Raw genomic sequence first — 15,289 nt, 5'->3', positions numbered from 1 at the left:
CAGCGCGTGGGGGTTGCCATCCGTAGGCCGGAATCACGGATACGGCACCAGGGAGTCACCGCACGGGATACGGACGAGATACGTATAGGTGATCGGCCCGCTCCGGATATTCAGGGCCGGAGGCACTTCCTACGTTGGTCATGACCGCGATCCCGAGGAGATGGCGCCATGACCAAGGTCTACTTCCAGGTCAATGTCCCCACCCGGAACGCCGTACAGCCCGAGCGGTGCGGCCTGCACGTCTTCACCGGGGCCGCCGAGACCGAGGCGGAAGCCCTCCGCATCGCGCGCGAGACCTGTGACGCGGCGGCCGTCGCCCGCGCGGCCGGCTTCGCGATCCCGCGCCGACGGCCGGACGGCTGGGGAGCGCGCGGAGTGCGTTCGGGCTGGGTGCTCGACTGGGCGGGCGCCACCGTGGCCGTGTGGGAGCACGACAGGACGTTCTGGACCTTCCGGGACCGGGATCAGGGAGTCGGTCCCAGGCGGTGAGCGAGGTCGCGGCGGGAGAGCGCGCCGGTCTTCCGCATCGCGCCGGCGATGTGCTGCTCCACGGTGCGCGGGGAGAGGTGCAGGGTCGCGGCGATCTCCCGGTTGGTCAGGCCGGAGACGGCCAGCTGCGCCACCTCCTCCTCGCGCGGCGACAGCTGGTCGGCATGGGAAGGACGGCCGGGGGGCCGCCCCTTCCTGGCCGGCTGGCGCGTCCGCAGCAGGGCCCTGGCCCGTGCGGCATCCCAGACGGCCCCCAGATCGGTGAAGCGCTGAGCACAGCCCTCCAGCTCCGCGAGCGCCGCGAGGGTCGCTGCGGTGTCATGGGGGGCTGAGGCGGGGCAGGGGGTGCCCTTGGCGTCCGGGGCCGGACCGGGGGCCCCGTCGCCCGCAGGGGCCGGACCGGGAGTCCCATCACCAGCAGGGGCCCCGTCACCGGCAGGGGCCGCGCCCGAACCCCCCGTCGCCCCCCGGACCGCCCCCGAAGCCCCCTCCGTATCCGCCGCGAGCACACAACGCGCCGCGCCCTCCGCCGTCAGCGCCTGCGCGTACGGCCGCGGCAGCTCCCCGTACGCGCCCGCGGCCTCCTCGTACAGCTCGGCGGCCTCCAGCAGGCCGCTCCGGCGCTCCTCGGCCAACGCCTCCGTCTCGGCGAGGACGGCCCGGCTCCAGGTCAGCGCGGCTCTGGCGGCGGGTGCGTCGCGGCGGCCGAGGCCTTGGGAGAAATTGCGGACCATGGTGTGGGCCGCCGGCCCGTCGCCCGCGCGCGCCACGGCCTCCACGGCCCACGGCGCGAGTTCCGCCGCCCACGGCCAGACTCCCTTGCCGGCCACCACCTTCCAGGCGGCCCGCGCGTGTTCCGCCGCGGCGGTCACCTCCTGCCGGGCCAGGGCCAGCCGGATCACGGCTCCGGCCGCCGCCGCACCCAGGGGAACCGGCAGCTTCTCCGTGCCGAACGTCCCCTGCTGCGACAGCCAGGACCGCGCCTCGCCCCAGTCCCCCTGCGCGAGCGCGAGCAACCCGCGTACGACGTAGGCGTCGGAGGCGATGAACGGCATGTCGGCGGTGGCGGCGACGAAGTCCTCGCACCGCTTGTCCAGGCCCAGCCACCGGCCGGTCCACCACTCCTGGAGCAGCCGCGTCCCGAGCGCGCTGTGCTCGGTGTACGGCGCTCCGCTCCGCGCGGACAGGTCGCGGCCCTCGGCCAGCAGGTCGGCGCCGCGCTCGTAGAAACCGAGCCAGACCGCGGAGTCCGCGCCGTTGCACAGACCGCGCGCCGCCTGCCGGGCGCAGGCCGGGTCGGTGCTCTGCACGGGCAGCTTCTCCACCAGCTCCCACGCGTCGGGGTCGGCGCAACTCATGGCGAGCCCCACATGGTTGGCGAGCACCGCCGTACGCATCGGCTCGTCCCCGCTGTCGTCCGCGGCGACCTCCGCCTTGATCAGCCACTCCCGGTGGACGTCCACGGAGACGCCCGGCCAGTACGGCGTGACCAGGGCCGCCATGGCACGCGCGGCCAGGACGGACCGGACCTCGCGCAGTTCGCCGGCGGCGACCTCCAGGACCCGCCAGCCCTCGTCGGACCGGCCCATCTGGTTGCACAGCATCAGCCCCAGGTCGAGCCGGAGCTCTCCCCGTACGGCCGGCGGGAGCGCCGCGTCCTGCACGATCTGCGCGAGCACCTCCACGGTCTGGTCCGAGCGCAGTCCGGTCACGGCGGTGCGGGCCAGCAGCGGCGCCAGCCGGGCGCGGGCCTGCGGGGGAAGGCCGGGCAGGGCCAGTGTCCGCTCCAGGAGCGCGATCGCCTGCTCGTGCCGGCCGGAGGCCTCCGCCGCCTCGGCCGCCCGCTCCACCGCTCTCAGCCACCGGTGGCTCTCACCGGCCGCCCGGTGGTGCTCGGCCACGGCGGCCCAGGCCACCGGCTGCCTGCGGCTGAGTACGTTGGCCGTCCGCCGGTGCAGATCCTGGCGTACGGGGCCGGGCACGGTGGCCCGTACCGCTGAGGCGGCCAGCGGGACGGCGAAGCCGTAGCGGCCCTCGGCCGGCTCCGCCAGGGCCGCGCTCTCCAGGGCCCGCAGCAGTGCGGCGCCTCCGGTCGCGGCGCCGAGGCCCGACACCGCGATCAGCTCGTCACGGCCGGCGGGCCCGTCGAGGACGGCGGCCGCCCAGACCACCGGCCGGTGCTCGGGCGCCACGGCGTGCGTGCGGCTCAGCACCAGCTCCGCCAGCCGGGCCGGCACACCGGCCGCGTCGATCTCGGCGGCCGTGCCGGTGAAGGCCGGCCACTGCGCGCGGACCAGGGCCAGCAGGTCGACGACGACCCGGGGCACTCCGCCGGTGCGCTCGTGGAGCCGGGCCACGGCCTCGTCCGTACAGCTGTCCTCGCCCAGCGCCTCCACGGCGGCCCGGCGGACGCGCTCCTCGTCCCAGGGCGCCAGCCGGTTCCTCAGGACCGTCAGGCCGTTCGGATACGCCACCGGCGGGCCGCCCAGCGGGAGACCGGGCACCGGGAGTTCCTCGGGGCGGTAGGTCACGGCGGCCGCCGAGCCCGGCGCCAGCTCCTCCAGCACCCGGCGCAGCCGCCGCAGCTCGTCCTCGTCCGCCCGGTGGACGTCGTCCACCAGCCACAGGGTCGCCTCGCGCCGGTGCCCGTCCTCCTCCGGCGGCCCGCCCTCGGCTCCGCACCGCCACCACCTGCGGGCCAGGTCCGGCGGGCCCGACAGGTCGGCCAGCTCCTGGAGCAGGTGGCTCTTCCCCTCGCCGGCGGCACCTTCGACGAACATCAGCACCGGCTCGGCGCTCCGGGTGGGCAGCGCCCGTACGAAGGACCGCAAGGCCGAACCACAGGTCGTGATCACGTTGCCGCCCTCACCACGAGATGTCTTTCCTGCCCCCTGGAGAAACAAGTAGATCACTTGTTCCCGATGAACAACAGTGCAGGTGAATGCACGGGTGCGCGGATGAATGGACGGGTGCGCGGAAGAGCTTTCGGCGCTGCGGCGCGCAGCGGAGCACGCTCGGCCGACTGCTCGAAAAGCAGGGCGCAATGTCTTTCGGCCGGGACTGCCGAAAGCGGCGCGCACAGCTCGTTCCGCACACCCGTGCCCGTACCGGCCGCACCGGGACCACGCAGGTGTCGCGCATCCCGCTCGCACGTTCCTCGCGTCCGGTCGGCCGCGGTCCGAACGTACGCCTCCTGCGCCCACGCCAACATCCGGAGTGCCGGTCCACGGATACGTAATCAACTCTCACCGCTCACCGCCGGTAAGGAAGTTGTCACGGCGCCCACCGGTCGGCGGGCGCTTCCCGGATTCACTCCGCACCTCTGCGCCCGGGCGGACGGGACCGGCCCGGACCGGAAAGCGGATCGGAAAACGGGGCGGTGAACGGCGCGGTGAACGGCCGGCGAATTAAACAGGGATCCGTATACGCGGCACCCGGATGGTCATCGGGGTGGCGCGTTCATAGGTTTCCCCCCATCGACCGATCACTCGCACCCCACAGTGATCAGCCGTATCTCGACAGGCTCCCGTCCCACCGGGATCCCGAGAGCTGAGCATGCGCGTGCCCTTGATTCCGCACCCACGCATGCGCCACCCCCCTCTGTTTGTCATGCCCCGTTCGAGCTGCTCGACCTGCTCGATCTGCCCGAACGGATCGAAAGGAACCGACGTGCACGGTTTTACCCCCCTCCGCATATCCGTCGCGCTCGCCACCGTCGCCGCTGTCATGGGCACCGGCGTCGCCTTCGCCGGCAGCTCCCCCGACACCGCCCGCCCGGCCCAGGCCTCCGCCCCGGCGGCGTCCGACCCCACCGAGCCCACCCAGGGCTTCATCGTCGGCTACAAGTCCCACGCCGAGGAAGCCAGATCGAACGCGGCGATCGTGAAGGACGCCAAGGCCAAGGGCGACCGGGCCGGCGAACACCTCTCCTTCGAACGCCGCCTGGGAACGGGCGCCGCCCTCGTGGAGCTGCCCGACACCGCGAAGCCCGAGGACACCCAGGAAGCCATGGCGGCCTTCCGGTCCGACCCCGACGTCGCCTACGTCGTCCCCGACCGCCGGGTCTTCCCCACCGCGGTCGACCCCGCCGAGTACCGCTACCAGTGGGACCTGTACGAGTCCCGGGCCGGCATGAACGTTCCTTCGGCCTGGAAGCAGGCCACCGGCAAGGGCGTCACCGTGGCGGTCATCGACACCGGCATCACCCGACACACCGAGCTGGGCTCCAGGCTGGTGCCGGGATACGACTTCATCTCCAACTCCTGGACGGCCACGGACGGCGGCGGCCGCGACAGCGACCCGTCCGACACCGGCGACTGGGCCAACCGCGGCGAGTGCGGCCGGGACAGGAACGGCAACCCGGTCCCGGCCCGGGACACCAACAACTCCTGGCACGGCACGCATGTCGCCGGCACCATCGCGGCCACCGCCAACGGCTACGGCACGGTCGGCGTGGCGTACGAGGCGAACATCCAGCCGATCCGCGTCCTCGGCAAGTGCGGCGGATCGACCTCCGACATCATCGACGCCATCACCTGGGCGTCCGGCGGAACGGTCTCCGGAGCGCCCGCCAACAAGACCCCCGCAGCGGTCATCAACATGAGCCTCGGCGGCGGGTTCACCTGCGACCAGGCGTACAACACCGCCATCAAGGCCGCCGTGGACCGCGGAACCTCCGTCGTCGTGGCCGCCGGCAACGACAACGCCGACGCCTCCGCCTACAGCCCGGCCGGCTGCGGACACGTCATCGCCGTCGCCGCCTCCGACCGCGAAGGCAACCGCGCGGCCTACTCCAACTACGGCAGGTCCGTCGACGTCACCGCACCCGGCGGCGAGACCACCGTCCGTGCCGACGACGGCATCTGGTCCACGATCAACAAGGGCACCCGCTCGCTCGGCAGCGAAGGCTACGCCTCCTACCAGGGCACCAGCATGGCCGCTCCGCACATCGCCGGCCTGGCCGCGCTGCTGAAGCAGACGAGCCCCTCCCTCACCCCCGCCCAGATCGAGACGGCGATCAAGAACAACACGCGCAGCCTGCCCGGCTCCTGCTCCGGCGGCTGCGGCGCCGGCCTCGCCGACGCGGCCAGGACCCTCACCGCCGTCACCGGCAACTGACCCGGTCCTGAGGCACGCCCGCACGGCACCGCACGGCACGGCACGGCACCGCACCCCCCAAGGAGAAGACGTGAACAAGTTCAGCAAGACGCTGTCGATCGGCGCGATAGCCGGAGCGGTCGCTCTGACCGGAGGCATGGCGGCCGCCTCACAGCCCGCCACCACCGATCCGACGCCCGCACCGACCACCCGTACGCAGCCCACCGGCATGGTGAAGGCGCTCGCCGACTCGCTCGGCGTCTCCGTCGCGGAGGCCGAGCGGAAGCTCGACCGCCAGGAGGCCCAGCAGCAGGCCCTGGAGCGCCTCGGCGCCTCCGGAGTGCCCACCGGCAGCGCGTACTTCGACGCCAAAGGCACCCTCACGGTCGACGTCGCCACCGCACGGCAGGCCGCCGATGTGAAGGCGGCCGGACTCGCCGCCCGTATCCCGGCCCGCGCCCCGGCGGCGCTCGACCGGATCAAGGCGGAGCTCGACCGGCTCGCCGAGAGGAAGCTCCCGGCCGGCGTGGAGTCGTGGCACGTCGACCCGGCCGGCAACAAGGTCGTCGTCACCGTCCGCGGCACCGCCGACGCCACCGGCCGGGCCTTCGTCGCCGCCGCCCGCGCCCACGGCCCGGCCGTCACCGTGGAGACCACCACCGACGACGCCCCGCAGGCCGCCGCCGCCATCGCGCCCGGCAGCAAGATGAACATCAACACCTCCGATGTGAACGGCAATTACTGCTCCGTCGGCTTCGGAGCCCGGGACCAGCAGGGCCGGCAGTACCTGGCCACCGCCGGCCACTGCATCAAGGGCCTGGACACGCTGTACTTCAACGGCTCGCAGTTCGCCAAGGGGACCAAGACCCGCTTCGCGCACGGCTACGACAGCGTCGACATGGGCATCGCCGCCATCAGCTCCGGCAACTCCGTCACCACCACGGTCGGCGGCTGGCGCGTCGTGGCGGACACCCCGGTCAAGGGGAGCCAGCGGGCCGCCGTCGGCTCGACGGTCTGCAAGTCCGGTGCGACGACCAGGTGGACCTGCGGCACCATCAGCAGCTACGACCACTCGGTCACCTACACCGACCCGGGCCAGCCGCGGACCCTGGTCAAGGGCCTGGCCAAGTCCACGGCCTGCATCCACAAGGGCGACAGCGGCGGCGCCTGGATCACCAACCAGGGCCAGGCCCAGGGCGTGACGTCCGGTTCCAGCAACACCAGCTGCGACGGCAGCTTCGGCAGCGGCGCCAGCTGGATGCAGCCGCTGGACGACCTGCTCCGCCACTACGGTCTGACGCTGAACACCACGTCCTGACCCGGGCTCGATGAGAACGGCGGCCACCCGACCCCCCGTCGGGTGGCCGCCGCCCCATGCCCGGGCTCGACGGGTGCCCGGGCCCGACGGGTGCCCGGGCCCGACGGGTGCCCGGGCCCGACGGGTCAGCCGGTCGACTCCACCGGCGGCAGCTGGGTCTCCACCACTCCGACCCACGCCCCCCAGGACGTCACGGTGACGTTGAGCCGGTCCTCCGTGTCCCGGGCCACCCCGGTGTACTCGCCGGCCGGCTCCCCCACGGCCCTTTCCACCCCGCAGCCGACCAGGGTCTCGTCCAGCTGCTCCACGGCTTCGGCGGCTTCGGCCCGGGTCCCGTACGTGGCGACGCGGTGCCGGGCGAGGGCGCCGTCCTTGCCCGAGTAGGTGCTGGTGAACTGCTGCCAGGGCCGGTCCACGCCGGCGGACCACACCCCGCACGCGTCGCCCAGCCCCACCTTCGGCAGCGGGGCGTCCCCGTCCTCCGCCCCCGCTTCGACCGTCCTCCAGCGCAGGACCTCGTCACCCGGCAGCTCCGACGGTTCCAGGTTCTGCACCACCCCGTCGGACAGGAACGGGTTCGGGCCCGCCGAGGCCACCTCCGTACCGCCGCCCGAATCCCGCGGCAGCGCCAGCCCCGCCCACACGCCGAAGCCCATCGCCCCGGCGGCCACCACGGCCACGGCCGCCCGGCGGCGGGCCCGGCGGCGGGCGCCGCGGGCGCGGACCGCCGCAGCCGGGGCGAGCCGCACGGAGGTGTCGGTCAGCAGTTCCTCGATGTCAGCCATGCCGGGCCATCCCCTCGTCGTCGTACGTGTCCATGTGGGCGAGCCGCTCGCCCAGTTGCCTGCGGGCCCGGCTGAGCCGCGTCCGTACCGCTCCGCTCGTGGAGCCCGTCTCCCGGGCCACCTCCTCCACCGGCAGATCCAGCAGGTGGTGCAGCACCACCGCCCGCCGCTGGTCCGGGCTCAGCTCGCGCAGGGCCGCCACCAGCGCGGCCCGGTCGCCGGAGGCCCCGGACGGGCCCGGGTCGTCCGACGCGGGCCCGTGGCGCAGCTGCGCGCGGAGCCGGTTGCGGGTGCGGCGCCAGGCGCTGACCGCGAGCCGGGAAGCGACGGTCCGCACCCACGGGAGCGGGTCACCCTCGCGGGTCAGCCGGTCCCAGCGCTGCCAGGCCCGTGCGTACGCCTCCTGGACCGCGTCCTCGGACTCCGCCAGGTCGCCGGACATCGCGTAGACCGTGGCGACCAGGCGTCTGGCCGTCGCCGTGTAGAAGGCGTCGAACTCAGCTTCCTTCGACATCCTGATCCTGACTGTGGTGGGTCGTCTTCTGTGGTCGTGCGGAAGCCGGCGTGGCCGTGTCTCCGCCGCTTCCTGTCATCAGCACGCCCGGGCGGCCCGCGATGTTACGAACAGGCCCGGAAACCCGTGAACCTTTCCGGCAGCTGCGGGCAACAGGGGTGACCGACGCACTCACCGACCCACCCCTGGAGGCGCAGTGACCGGACCGCCCCCGGCCCGGCCCACCACCGACGGTGCCGACGACGCCGATGACGCCGACGTCATCGCGCAGTCCCTCGACGAGCCCGAGCTGTTCGCCGGGCTCTACGACCGGCACGCCCCGGACATCCACCGCTACGCCGCCCGCCGGCTCGGGGAGGGCCCGGCGGACGACATCACCGCGGAGACGTTCCTCATCGCCTTCCGCACCCGGCACCGGTACGACACCGCCCACCGGCTGGCCCGGCCCTGGCTGTACGGCATCGCCGCCAACCTGATCGGCAGGCACCGGCGTACCGAGGTACGGGCGCTGAAGGCGCTGGCCCGTACCGGTCACGACCCCGTCACCGCGTCCTGGAGCGACCGGGCCGACGACCGGATCGCCGTCCAGGCGCCGCTGGCGGGTGCGCTCGCCGCGCTCTCGCCCGGGGACCGGCACGTCCTGCTGCTCGTCGCCTGGGCCGACCTCGGCTACCAGGAGGTGGCCGACGCGCTGCGGATACCGCTCGGCACGGTCAGGTCGCGGCTGAACCGGGCCCGCCGCAAGGTCCGGGAGGCGCTCAGCGGCGATCCCGCCTTCACCTCGGCCCTCGACCCGTCTTCCGCCCCGGCCGGACAGGAGCTGAACCCGTCATGGACGAAATGACCCGGCTGCGCGAGCTGCGCGCCGACGCCCCCGTACCCGACCGCGCCCACCTCGCACCCGGCCGCGAGCGCCTCACCGACGCCATCGCGGGCAACCGGCACCACCGCTCCTTCGCGCTGCGGCTGAGGCTGCGGGACTGGCGGGTCGCCTCGCTCGGTGCGGTGGTGGCGGTCACCGCGGCGGCGCTGGTCCTCACCCAGGTCGTGGGCGTCCAGGCGCCCGACCCCACGAGCCCGGCGACCGTCGCGGGCGACCTCGACCTGACCAGCCCGGCCGCCGCGCTGAACCGGGCCGCCGACTACCTGGAGCGGCAGAAGGTCCCGCCGGAGCCGCGCTCCGACCAGTGGATCCACATCCGCGAGGTGGACGGCGCCTCCGAGAACGCGCAGGCCGTGAAGGAGCTCCAGGAAGCGGGCGTCGAGGTGCCCCCGGAGTTCGGTCCCGACCGGTGGATCCCGTACGACGGCAAGGCCACCGGGAACGACGCGTCCGACACGGACCACCGGACCGCCCGCGAGGCCTACCGCATCGCCGCCGCGCTGCCGGAGAACCCGGAGGCGCTGCTCGCGAAGGTCCGCGCGACCTTCCCCACCGGTGACGAGGCGGACGGCGAGAAGGAGGAGAGCGAGGACGCGCACTCCTTCCGCGCCGTCTCCGTCCTGCTCCGCTCGTATCCGATCCCGCCGGACGCCATGGCCCGGATCTACCGGGCGCTGGCCACGGTCAGAGGCGTCAAGGTGACCCACCACCTGGTCGAGGACGCGGCAGGCAGGGAGGTCATCGCGGTGGTCCGGCAGGAGCACAGGGAGTTCACCCGGACCGATCTCCTGATCGACCCCTTGGACTACGGCTACGCGGGCACCCGCGAGGTCGTCGTCGAGTCGTACGGGACCGTCGGGTCCGACGAGGAGCCGGCCGAGCAGCGGGAGCCCGGCGACGTCCTCATCGACATCGCCCGCACCCACGCCGCCGTCGTCGACGCCAAGGGCGACAAGAGCGACAGGGGCGACAGGGGCGACAGGGGCGACAAGCCTTGACCGTACGGCCCGCAGAAAGCCCGGGCGCGGGCCCGGTGTCCGGCACAGGGGAGCGGACACCGGGCCCGCGTCCGCCGTACGGGGACGGCCCGGCACCCACGTGACCGACCCCACCCCCCACTCCGTTGAAACTCCCGCAACAATGAAGGGTGATCACTTCGCCCGCACGGAGCCCGCAGCGCCGCACCGAGCATGCGCCGACCCCTTACGTCGACCTCTCGCGCGACGAGTGGAGCGCCCTGCGGGACAAGACGCCGCTGCCGCTGACCGCCGACGAGGTGGAGCGGCTGCGCGGGCTCGGGGACGTCATCGACCTGGACGAGGTGCGGGACGTCTACCTGCCGCTCTCCCGGCTCCTCAACCTGTACGTCCAGGCCACCTCCGGGCTGCGCGGCGCGCTGAACACCTTCCTCGGGGACGCCGGGAACGGGCACGGGGAGCAGCGCGGGACCCCGTTCGTCATAGGGGTCGCGGGCAGTGTCGCCGTCGGCAAGTCCACCAGCGCCCGTATCCTCCAGGCGCTGCTGGCCCGCTGGCCCGAGCACCCGCGCGTGGAGCTGGTGACCACGGACGGGTTCCTGCTGCCGATGAAGGAGCTGCGGGCGCGCGGGCTGACCTCGCGCAAGGGGTTCCCGGAGTCGTACGACCGGCGGGCGCTGACCCGGTTCGTGGCGGACATCAAGGCGGGCAAGGACGAGGTGACCGCGCCCGTCTACTCGCACCTGATCTACGACATCGTCCCCGGCGAGCGGCTCACCGTCCGCCGCCCGGACATCCTCATCGTCGAGGGCCTCAACGTCCTGCAGCCCGCGCTGCCCGGCAGCGACGGCCGGACGAGGGTCGGGCTGGCCGACTACTTCGACTTCAGCGTGTACGTGGACGCGCGCGCCGAGGACATCGAGACCTGGTACCTCAGCCGCTTCCGCAAGCTGCGCGACACGGCGTTCCAGGACCCGTCCTCGTACTTCCGCAAGTACACCCAGGTCTCCGAGGAGGAGGCGCTGGAGTACGCGCGCACCATGTGGCGGACCATCAACAGGCCGAACCTGATGGAGAACGTGGCTCCGACGCGCGGCCGTGCCACTCTGGTCCTCCGCAAGGGACCGGACCACAAGGTCCAGAAGCTCTCCCTGCGCAAGCTCTGACACTTCCGGGGAAGGCGTGCCGCGTGCTGCATCTGCGTCTCATCGTGCCCGCCGGCACCACCGACGAGGTCGTCACCCTCCTGGAGTCCACCGTCGGCACCGCCCACCTGGTCGTCCTGCCCGGCGCGGCCCGCTCCCCGGCCGGGGACGTGGTGATGTGCGACGTCGCGCGGGAGGCCGGGGACGAGCTGATCGACAGCCTCCGGGACCTCGGCATCGACAGGTCCGGGGCGATCAGCATCGAACACCTGGACCTCACGCTCTCCTCGCGCGCCGAGAAGGCGGAGCACGAGGCGCCGGGCGACAGCGCGGACGCGGTGCTGTGGGAGGAGCTGACGGAGGCGACGCACGAGGAGTCGACGTTCTCCATCACGTACGTCTCCTTCCTCGCGCTGGCCACCATGCTCGCCGCCTGCGGCGTGATGCTGGACAACGCGGTGCTGATCGTGGGCGCGATGGCGGTGGGCCCGGAGTTCGGGCCGCTGGCCGGGATCTCCACGGCCATCGTGCAGCGCGCGCCCCGGCTGGTGGCGCGCTCGCTGGTGGCGCTGATCGGCGGCTTCGCGCTGGCGATGGTGATCACGGCGGGGTTCGCGTGGCTGATGGACGCGCTCGGCCTCTTCACGCACGACATGATCGACAAGCCGCGCCCCAACACCGACTTCATCTGGCATCCGGACTTGATGTCGTTCGTCGTCGCGTTCCTGGCGGGCATCGCCGGGACGCTCTCCCTCACCTCGGCGAAGTCCGGGGCGCTGATCGGCGTGGCGATCTCCGTGACGACGGTCCCGGCCGCCGCCAACGCGGCCGTCGCGTTCAGCTACTCCGACTACCAGCAGACCGTCGGCTCCGGGCAGCAGCTGCTCGCCAACCTGGGCGGGATCGTCCTCGCGGGCACGCTGACGCTGCTGCTGGAGAAGGGCCTGTGGCGGGTCCGGCGCACGCAGAAGCCCCCGGCGAGCACGCCGGGGGCTTCGGTACGCAGGTGAGGCGGCGGCTTCGGTACGGCAATGAGGCTTCCGTAGTACGCCTACGGGGCTTCCGTAGTACGCCTACGGGGCTCTTCCGTACGCCGGTGAGGCGGCGGCTCAGCCCAGCGCGGACTTCACCACATCGGCCAGCCGGCCCGCGACCGCGCGCGCCTGCTCGATGTCGGCGGCCTCGACCATGACCCGTACCAGCGGCTCCGTACCCGACTGGCGCAGCAGGACACGACCGGTGGAGCCCAGCTCGCGCTCGGCGTCGGTCACCGCCGTGGCCAGCTCGGAGGAGGTGGCGACCCGGGACTTGTCGACGTCGGGGACGTTGATGAGGACCTGCGGCATCCGCTCCATGACCCCGGCCAGCTCGGCGAGGCTCCGGCCGGTGGCGGCGATGCGGGCCGCCAGCATCAGGCCGGTCAGCGTGCCGTCGCCGGTCGTGGCGTGGTCCAGGACGATGACGTGGCCGGACTGCTCGCCGCCGAGCGCGAAGCCCTCGGCCTTCATCGACTCCAGGACGTAACGGTCGCCGACCGCCGTCTGCACGAGCTGGATGCCCTCGCGCTCCATGGCGATCTTGAAGCCGAGGTTCGACATCACGGTGCCGACGACGGTGTCCTTGCGCAGCTGCCCGGCCTCCCGCATGGCGAGGGCCAGCACGGCGAGGATCTGGTCGCCGTCGACCTCCTCGCCGGCCGCGTCCACGGCGAGGCAGCGGTCGGCGTCGCCGTCGTGGGCGATGCCGAGGTCGGCGCCGTGCTCGACGACGGCGGCGCGCAGGAGGCCCAGGTGGGTGGAGCCGCAGCCGTCGTTGATGTTGAGGCCGTCCGGCGCCGCGCCGATGGTGACGACCTCGGCCCCGGCCCGCGCGAACGCCTCGGGCGAGACCCGGGAGGCGGCGCCGTGCGCCTCGTCCAGGACGACCTTCAGCCCGTCGAGCCGGTTGGGGAGGACGCCGATGAGGTGGGCGACGTACCGGTCGAAGCCCTCCGTGTAGTCGGTGACCCGGCCGACGCCCGCGCCGGTCGGGCGGCTCCACGGCTCGCCGGTGCGGTGCTGCTCGTAGACCGTCTCGATCCGGTCCTCCAGCTCGTCGGCGAGCTTGTGGCCGCCGCGCGCGAAGAACTTGACGCCGTTGTCCGGCATGGCGTTGTGGCTGGCGGAGAGCATCACGCCGATGTCGGCGCCGAGCGCGCCGGTGAGGTACGCCACGGCCGGCGTCGGCAGCACGCCGACGCGCAGGACATCGACGCCGGCGCTGGCCAGACCGGCCACGACGGCGGCTTCCAGGAACTCTCCGGAGGCCCGGGGGTCGCGGCCGACCACGGCGGTCGGGCGATGGCCCTCGAAGCTGCCCGCCTCGGCGAGTACGTGCGCCGCCGCGACCGAGAGCCCGAGCGCGAGCTCGGCCGTCAGATCCGCGTTGGCGACACCGCGCACTCCGTCCGTACCGAAGAGTCGTCCCACTGGTGTCCTCCGAAGTGCTCAGAAACCGCAAAAAACAAAGCGAAGCGAAGCTAAACAACCACAACTACAAGAGCAGCAAAGCGGCCGGGCAGGCGGCATGACACGGCCCGGGCGGCAGAAGTCCGCGCGTGCGGGCCGATGAACGTCTTATGCCGTTATACGCCTGCGGGGCCCGATAAACGAACGCCCCAGCAGCACGGAGTGCGCCGCCGGGGCGTTCGGGTAATGCGGACGAGCAGGCGATTTAGCGCTTGCTGTACTGCGGGGCCTTACGGGCCTTCTTGAGACCGGCCTTCTTGCGCTCGACCGCACGGTCGTCGCGGGAGAGGAAGCCGGCCTTCTTCAGCGTGGCGCGGTTGTTGTCCACGTCCGCCTCGTTCAGCGCACGGGCCACACCGAGGCGCAGGGCGCCGGCCTGGCCGGAGACGCCGCCACCCGAGATGCGGGCGATGACGTCGTAGCGGCCGTCGAGCTCGAGCACCTTGAAGGGCTCGTTGACTTCCTGCTGGTGCACCTTGTTGGGGAAGTAGTCCTCAAGGGTGCGACCGTTGATCTTCCACTTGCCGGTGCCCGGAACGATCCGGACGCGGGCGATGGCGTTCTTGCGACGGCCAAGGCCGGCCGCGGGCTGCGGGTCGCCGAAGCGGCCGGCGAGCGACTCGGAGGTGTACTCACCCTCGACGGGGACCTCCGACTCGAAGGTGGTCACCTCGGCGAAGTTCTCCTCGCCCTCGGTGCCCTCGACGGGGTTCTCAACAGTGGTCTCGGCCACGATTCTCCTCAGATCTTTCTGTACGTCTTAGGGGGTGGCCGGAACTACTGCGCGACCTGGGTGATCTCGAACGGGACCGGCTGCTGAGCAGCGTGCGGGTGCTGGTCGCCCGCGTAGACCTTGAGCTTCGAGAGCATCTGACGGCCCAGGGTGTTCTTGGGGATCATGCCCTTGATGGCCTTCTCGACGGCCTTCTCGGGGTTCTTCGCGAGGAGCTCGTCGTAGCGCACCGAACGGAGACCGCCCGGGAAGCCCGAGTGGCGGTACGCCATCTTCTGGGTCTTCTTGTTGCCGGACAGGTGCACCTTGTCGGCGTTGATGATGATGACGAAGTCGCCCATGTCCATGTGGGGGGCGTAGATCGCCTTGTGCTTGCCGCGGAGGAGATTGGCAGCCGTGGTGGCCAGACGCCCCAGGACGATGTCCTGAGCGTCGATGATGTGCCACTGGCGAGTGACATCGCCGGGCTTGGGGCTGTACGTACGCACTTCGTAGCCTTCGCTTCTTAGTGGATGAGGTCCAGACAACACATGGCACCCCTGAAGCGATCATGCAGCTGGGGCTCACACTGCCGGGACACCGCCCGTATGCGAGCCACTGGTAACTGCTCCAGAGAACCTACGTAGGGGCCCGCCGCGTGAGAACGACGACCCGATACGTATAACAAACCTCGACAGTACCCGCCCGCCCTCGGGCGGGTCAAAACGACCACTTCCAGCCCCGCCGGCCTCCCTAGCCCCGCCGGCGCTTGAGGCGATCTTTTCAGCCCGGCCGCACGAATCCAGCCCCGCCGGCGCTTGAGGCGACCCTTCCAGCCCCGCCGGCGTTTGAGGCGCGGGGG

The 15,289-nt window shown here is 72.5% G+C and carries 13 protein-coding genes; 7 read left to right on the top strand and 6 right to left on the bottom strand.

Annotation, left to right across the window (positions count from 1 at the left end):
- Positions 1–168: 168 nt before the first annotated feature.
- Positions 169–489, top strand: coding sequence for a hypothetical protein (locus ACQP09_RS21880; protein ID WP_433402101.1), 321 nt, complete (start codon positions 169–171; stop codon positions 487–489).
- On the opposite strand, the gene ACQP09_RS21875 is transcribed toward ACQP09_RS21880, so the two are convergent.
- Complete coding sequence (locus tag ACQP09_RS21875) at positions 465–3,344, bottom strand: LuxR C-terminal-related transcriptional regulator (RefSeq protein WP_433402099.1); 2,880 nt, start codon at positions 3,342–3,344, stop codon at positions 465–467. The genes ACQP09_RS21880 and ACQP09_RS21875 overlap by 25 nt on opposite strands.
- An 814-nt stretch (positions 3,345–4,158) precedes the next feature.
- Between ACQP09_RS21875 and ACQP09_RS21870 the strand changes: the two genes are divergently transcribed.
- Positions 4,159–5,607 carry a S8 family peptidase gene (locus tag ACQP09_RS21870; protein ID WP_433402097.1) on the top strand — a complete coding sequence of 483 codons (1,449 nt, stop codon included), beginning with the start codon at positions 4,159–4,161 and terminating at the stop codon, positions 5,605–5,607.
- A 70-nt stretch (positions 5,608–5,677) separates the two neighbouring features.
- On the top strand, positions 5,678–6,904 hold the full coding sequence (locus ACQP09_RS21865; protein WP_433402095.1) for a S1 family peptidase: 1,227 nt from the start codon (positions 5,678–5,680) through the stop codon (positions 6,902–6,904).
- 125 nt (positions 6,905–7,029) lie between these two features.
- On the opposite strand, the gene ACQP09_RS21860 is transcribed toward ACQP09_RS21865, so the two are convergent.
- Together ACQP09_RS21860 and ACQP09_RS21855 are read right to left on the bottom strand one after the other, a co-directional pair.
- The gene (locus ACQP09_RS21860) at positions 7,030–7,689 is read right to left on the bottom strand and encodes a hypothetical protein (RefSeq protein ID WP_433402093.1); all 660 of its coding nucleotides are present in this window, start codon (positions 7,687–7,689) and stop codon (positions 7,030–7,032) included.
- Complete coding sequence (locus ACQP09_RS21855; RefSeq protein ID WP_432151131.1) at positions 7,682–8,203, bottom strand: SigE family RNA polymerase sigma factor; 522 nt, start codon at positions 8,201–8,203, stop codon at positions 7,682–7,684. Before ACQP09_RS21855 ends, ACQP09_RS21860 begins: the two co-directional genes overlap by 8 nt.
- A 196-nt stretch (positions 8,204–8,399) precedes the next feature.
- On the opposite strand from ACQP09_RS21855, the gene ACQP09_RS21850 reads away from it, so the two are divergent.
- The 4 genes from ACQP09_RS21850 to ACQP09_RS21835 all read left to right on the top strand — a co-directional run bounded on the left by ACQP09_RS21850 (position 8,400) and on the right by ACQP09_RS21835 (position 12,218).
- Entirely contained in the window at positions 8,400–9,047 is a 648-nt protein-coding gene (locus ACQP09_RS21850) for an RNA polymerase sigma factor (protein WP_433402091.1), read from the top strand.
- Entirely contained in the window at positions 9,035–10,084 is a 1,050-nt protein-coding gene (locus ACQP09_RS21845) for a CU044_5270 family protein (RefSeq protein ID WP_433402089.1), read from the top strand. The genes ACQP09_RS21850 and ACQP09_RS21845 overlap by 13 nt, the downstream gene beginning before the upstream one ends.
- A gap of 149 nt (positions 10,085–10,233) precedes the next feature.
- Positions 10,234–11,229: a type I pantothenate kinase gene (gene coaA / locus ACQP09_RS21840; RefSeq protein ID WP_433402087.1), complete on the top strand. Its 996-nt coding sequence runs from the start codon at positions 10,234–10,236 to the stop codon at positions 11,227–11,229.
- Between the two features lie 23 nt (positions 11,230–11,252).
- Positions 11,253–12,218, top strand: a complete 966-nt coding sequence (locus ACQP09_RS21835; RefSeq protein WP_433402085.1) for a DUF389 domain-containing protein — start codon at positions 11,253–11,255, stop codon at positions 12,216–12,218.
- Between the two features lie 99 nt (positions 12,219–12,317).
- Here the strand turns inward: ACQP09_RS21835 and glmM are convergent, their stop codons facing one another.
- The 3 genes from glmM to rplM form a co-directional block, all read right to left on the bottom strand.
- Positions 12,318–13,676, bottom strand: coding sequence for a phosphoglucosamine mutase (gene glmM / locus ACQP09_RS21830; RefSeq protein ID WP_433402083.1), 1,359 nt, complete (start codon positions 13,674–13,676; stop codon positions 12,318–12,320).
- Positions 13,677–13,920: 244 nt separating this feature from the next.
- On the bottom strand, positions 13,921–14,448 hold the full coding sequence (gene rpsI, locus ACQP09_RS21825) for a 30S ribosomal protein S9 (protein ID WP_432151127.1): 528 nt from the start codon (positions 14,446–14,448) through the stop codon (positions 13,921–13,923).
- A 44-nt stretch (positions 14,449–14,492) separates the two neighbouring features.
- Positions 14,493–14,936 (bottom strand): 50S ribosomal protein L13, encoded by a 444-nt coding sequence (gene rplM, locus ACQP09_RS21820; RefSeq protein WP_003966932.1) that lies wholly within the window; start codon positions 14,934–14,936, stop codon positions 14,493–14,495.
- Positions 14,937–15,289 lie beyond the last annotated feature (353 nt).

It is taken from the genome of Streptomyces sp. CA-146814 (genome assembly GCF_050942385.1).
In the GTDB taxonomy this organism is placed as follows: Bacteria; Actinomycetota; Actinomycetes; order Streptomycetales; family Streptomycetaceae; genus Streptomyces.
The sequence above is the reverse complement of the archived record's forward strand: the minus strand, read 5'-3'. Positions and strand labels throughout refer to the sequence as shown.

Excerpts from the sequence above, each read along its gene's own strand:
- ACQP09_RS21880 (WP_433402101.1), top strand. The coding sequence starts at position 169 with ATGACCAAGGTCTACTTCCAGGTCAATGTCCCCACCCGGAACGCCGTA.
- ACQP09_RS21860 (WP_433402093.1), bottom strand. The coding sequence starts at position 7,689 with ATGGCTGACATCGAGGAACTGCTGACCGACACCTCCGTGCGGCTCGCC.
- ACQP09_RS21855 (WP_432151131.1), bottom strand. The coding sequence starts at position 8,203 with ATGTCGAAGGAAGCTGAGTTCGACGCCTTCTACACGGCGACGGCCAGA.
- ACQP09_RS21845 (WP_433402089.1), top strand. The coding sequence starts at position 9,035 with ATGGACGAAATGACCCGGCTGCGCGAGCTGCGCGCCGACGCCCCCGTA.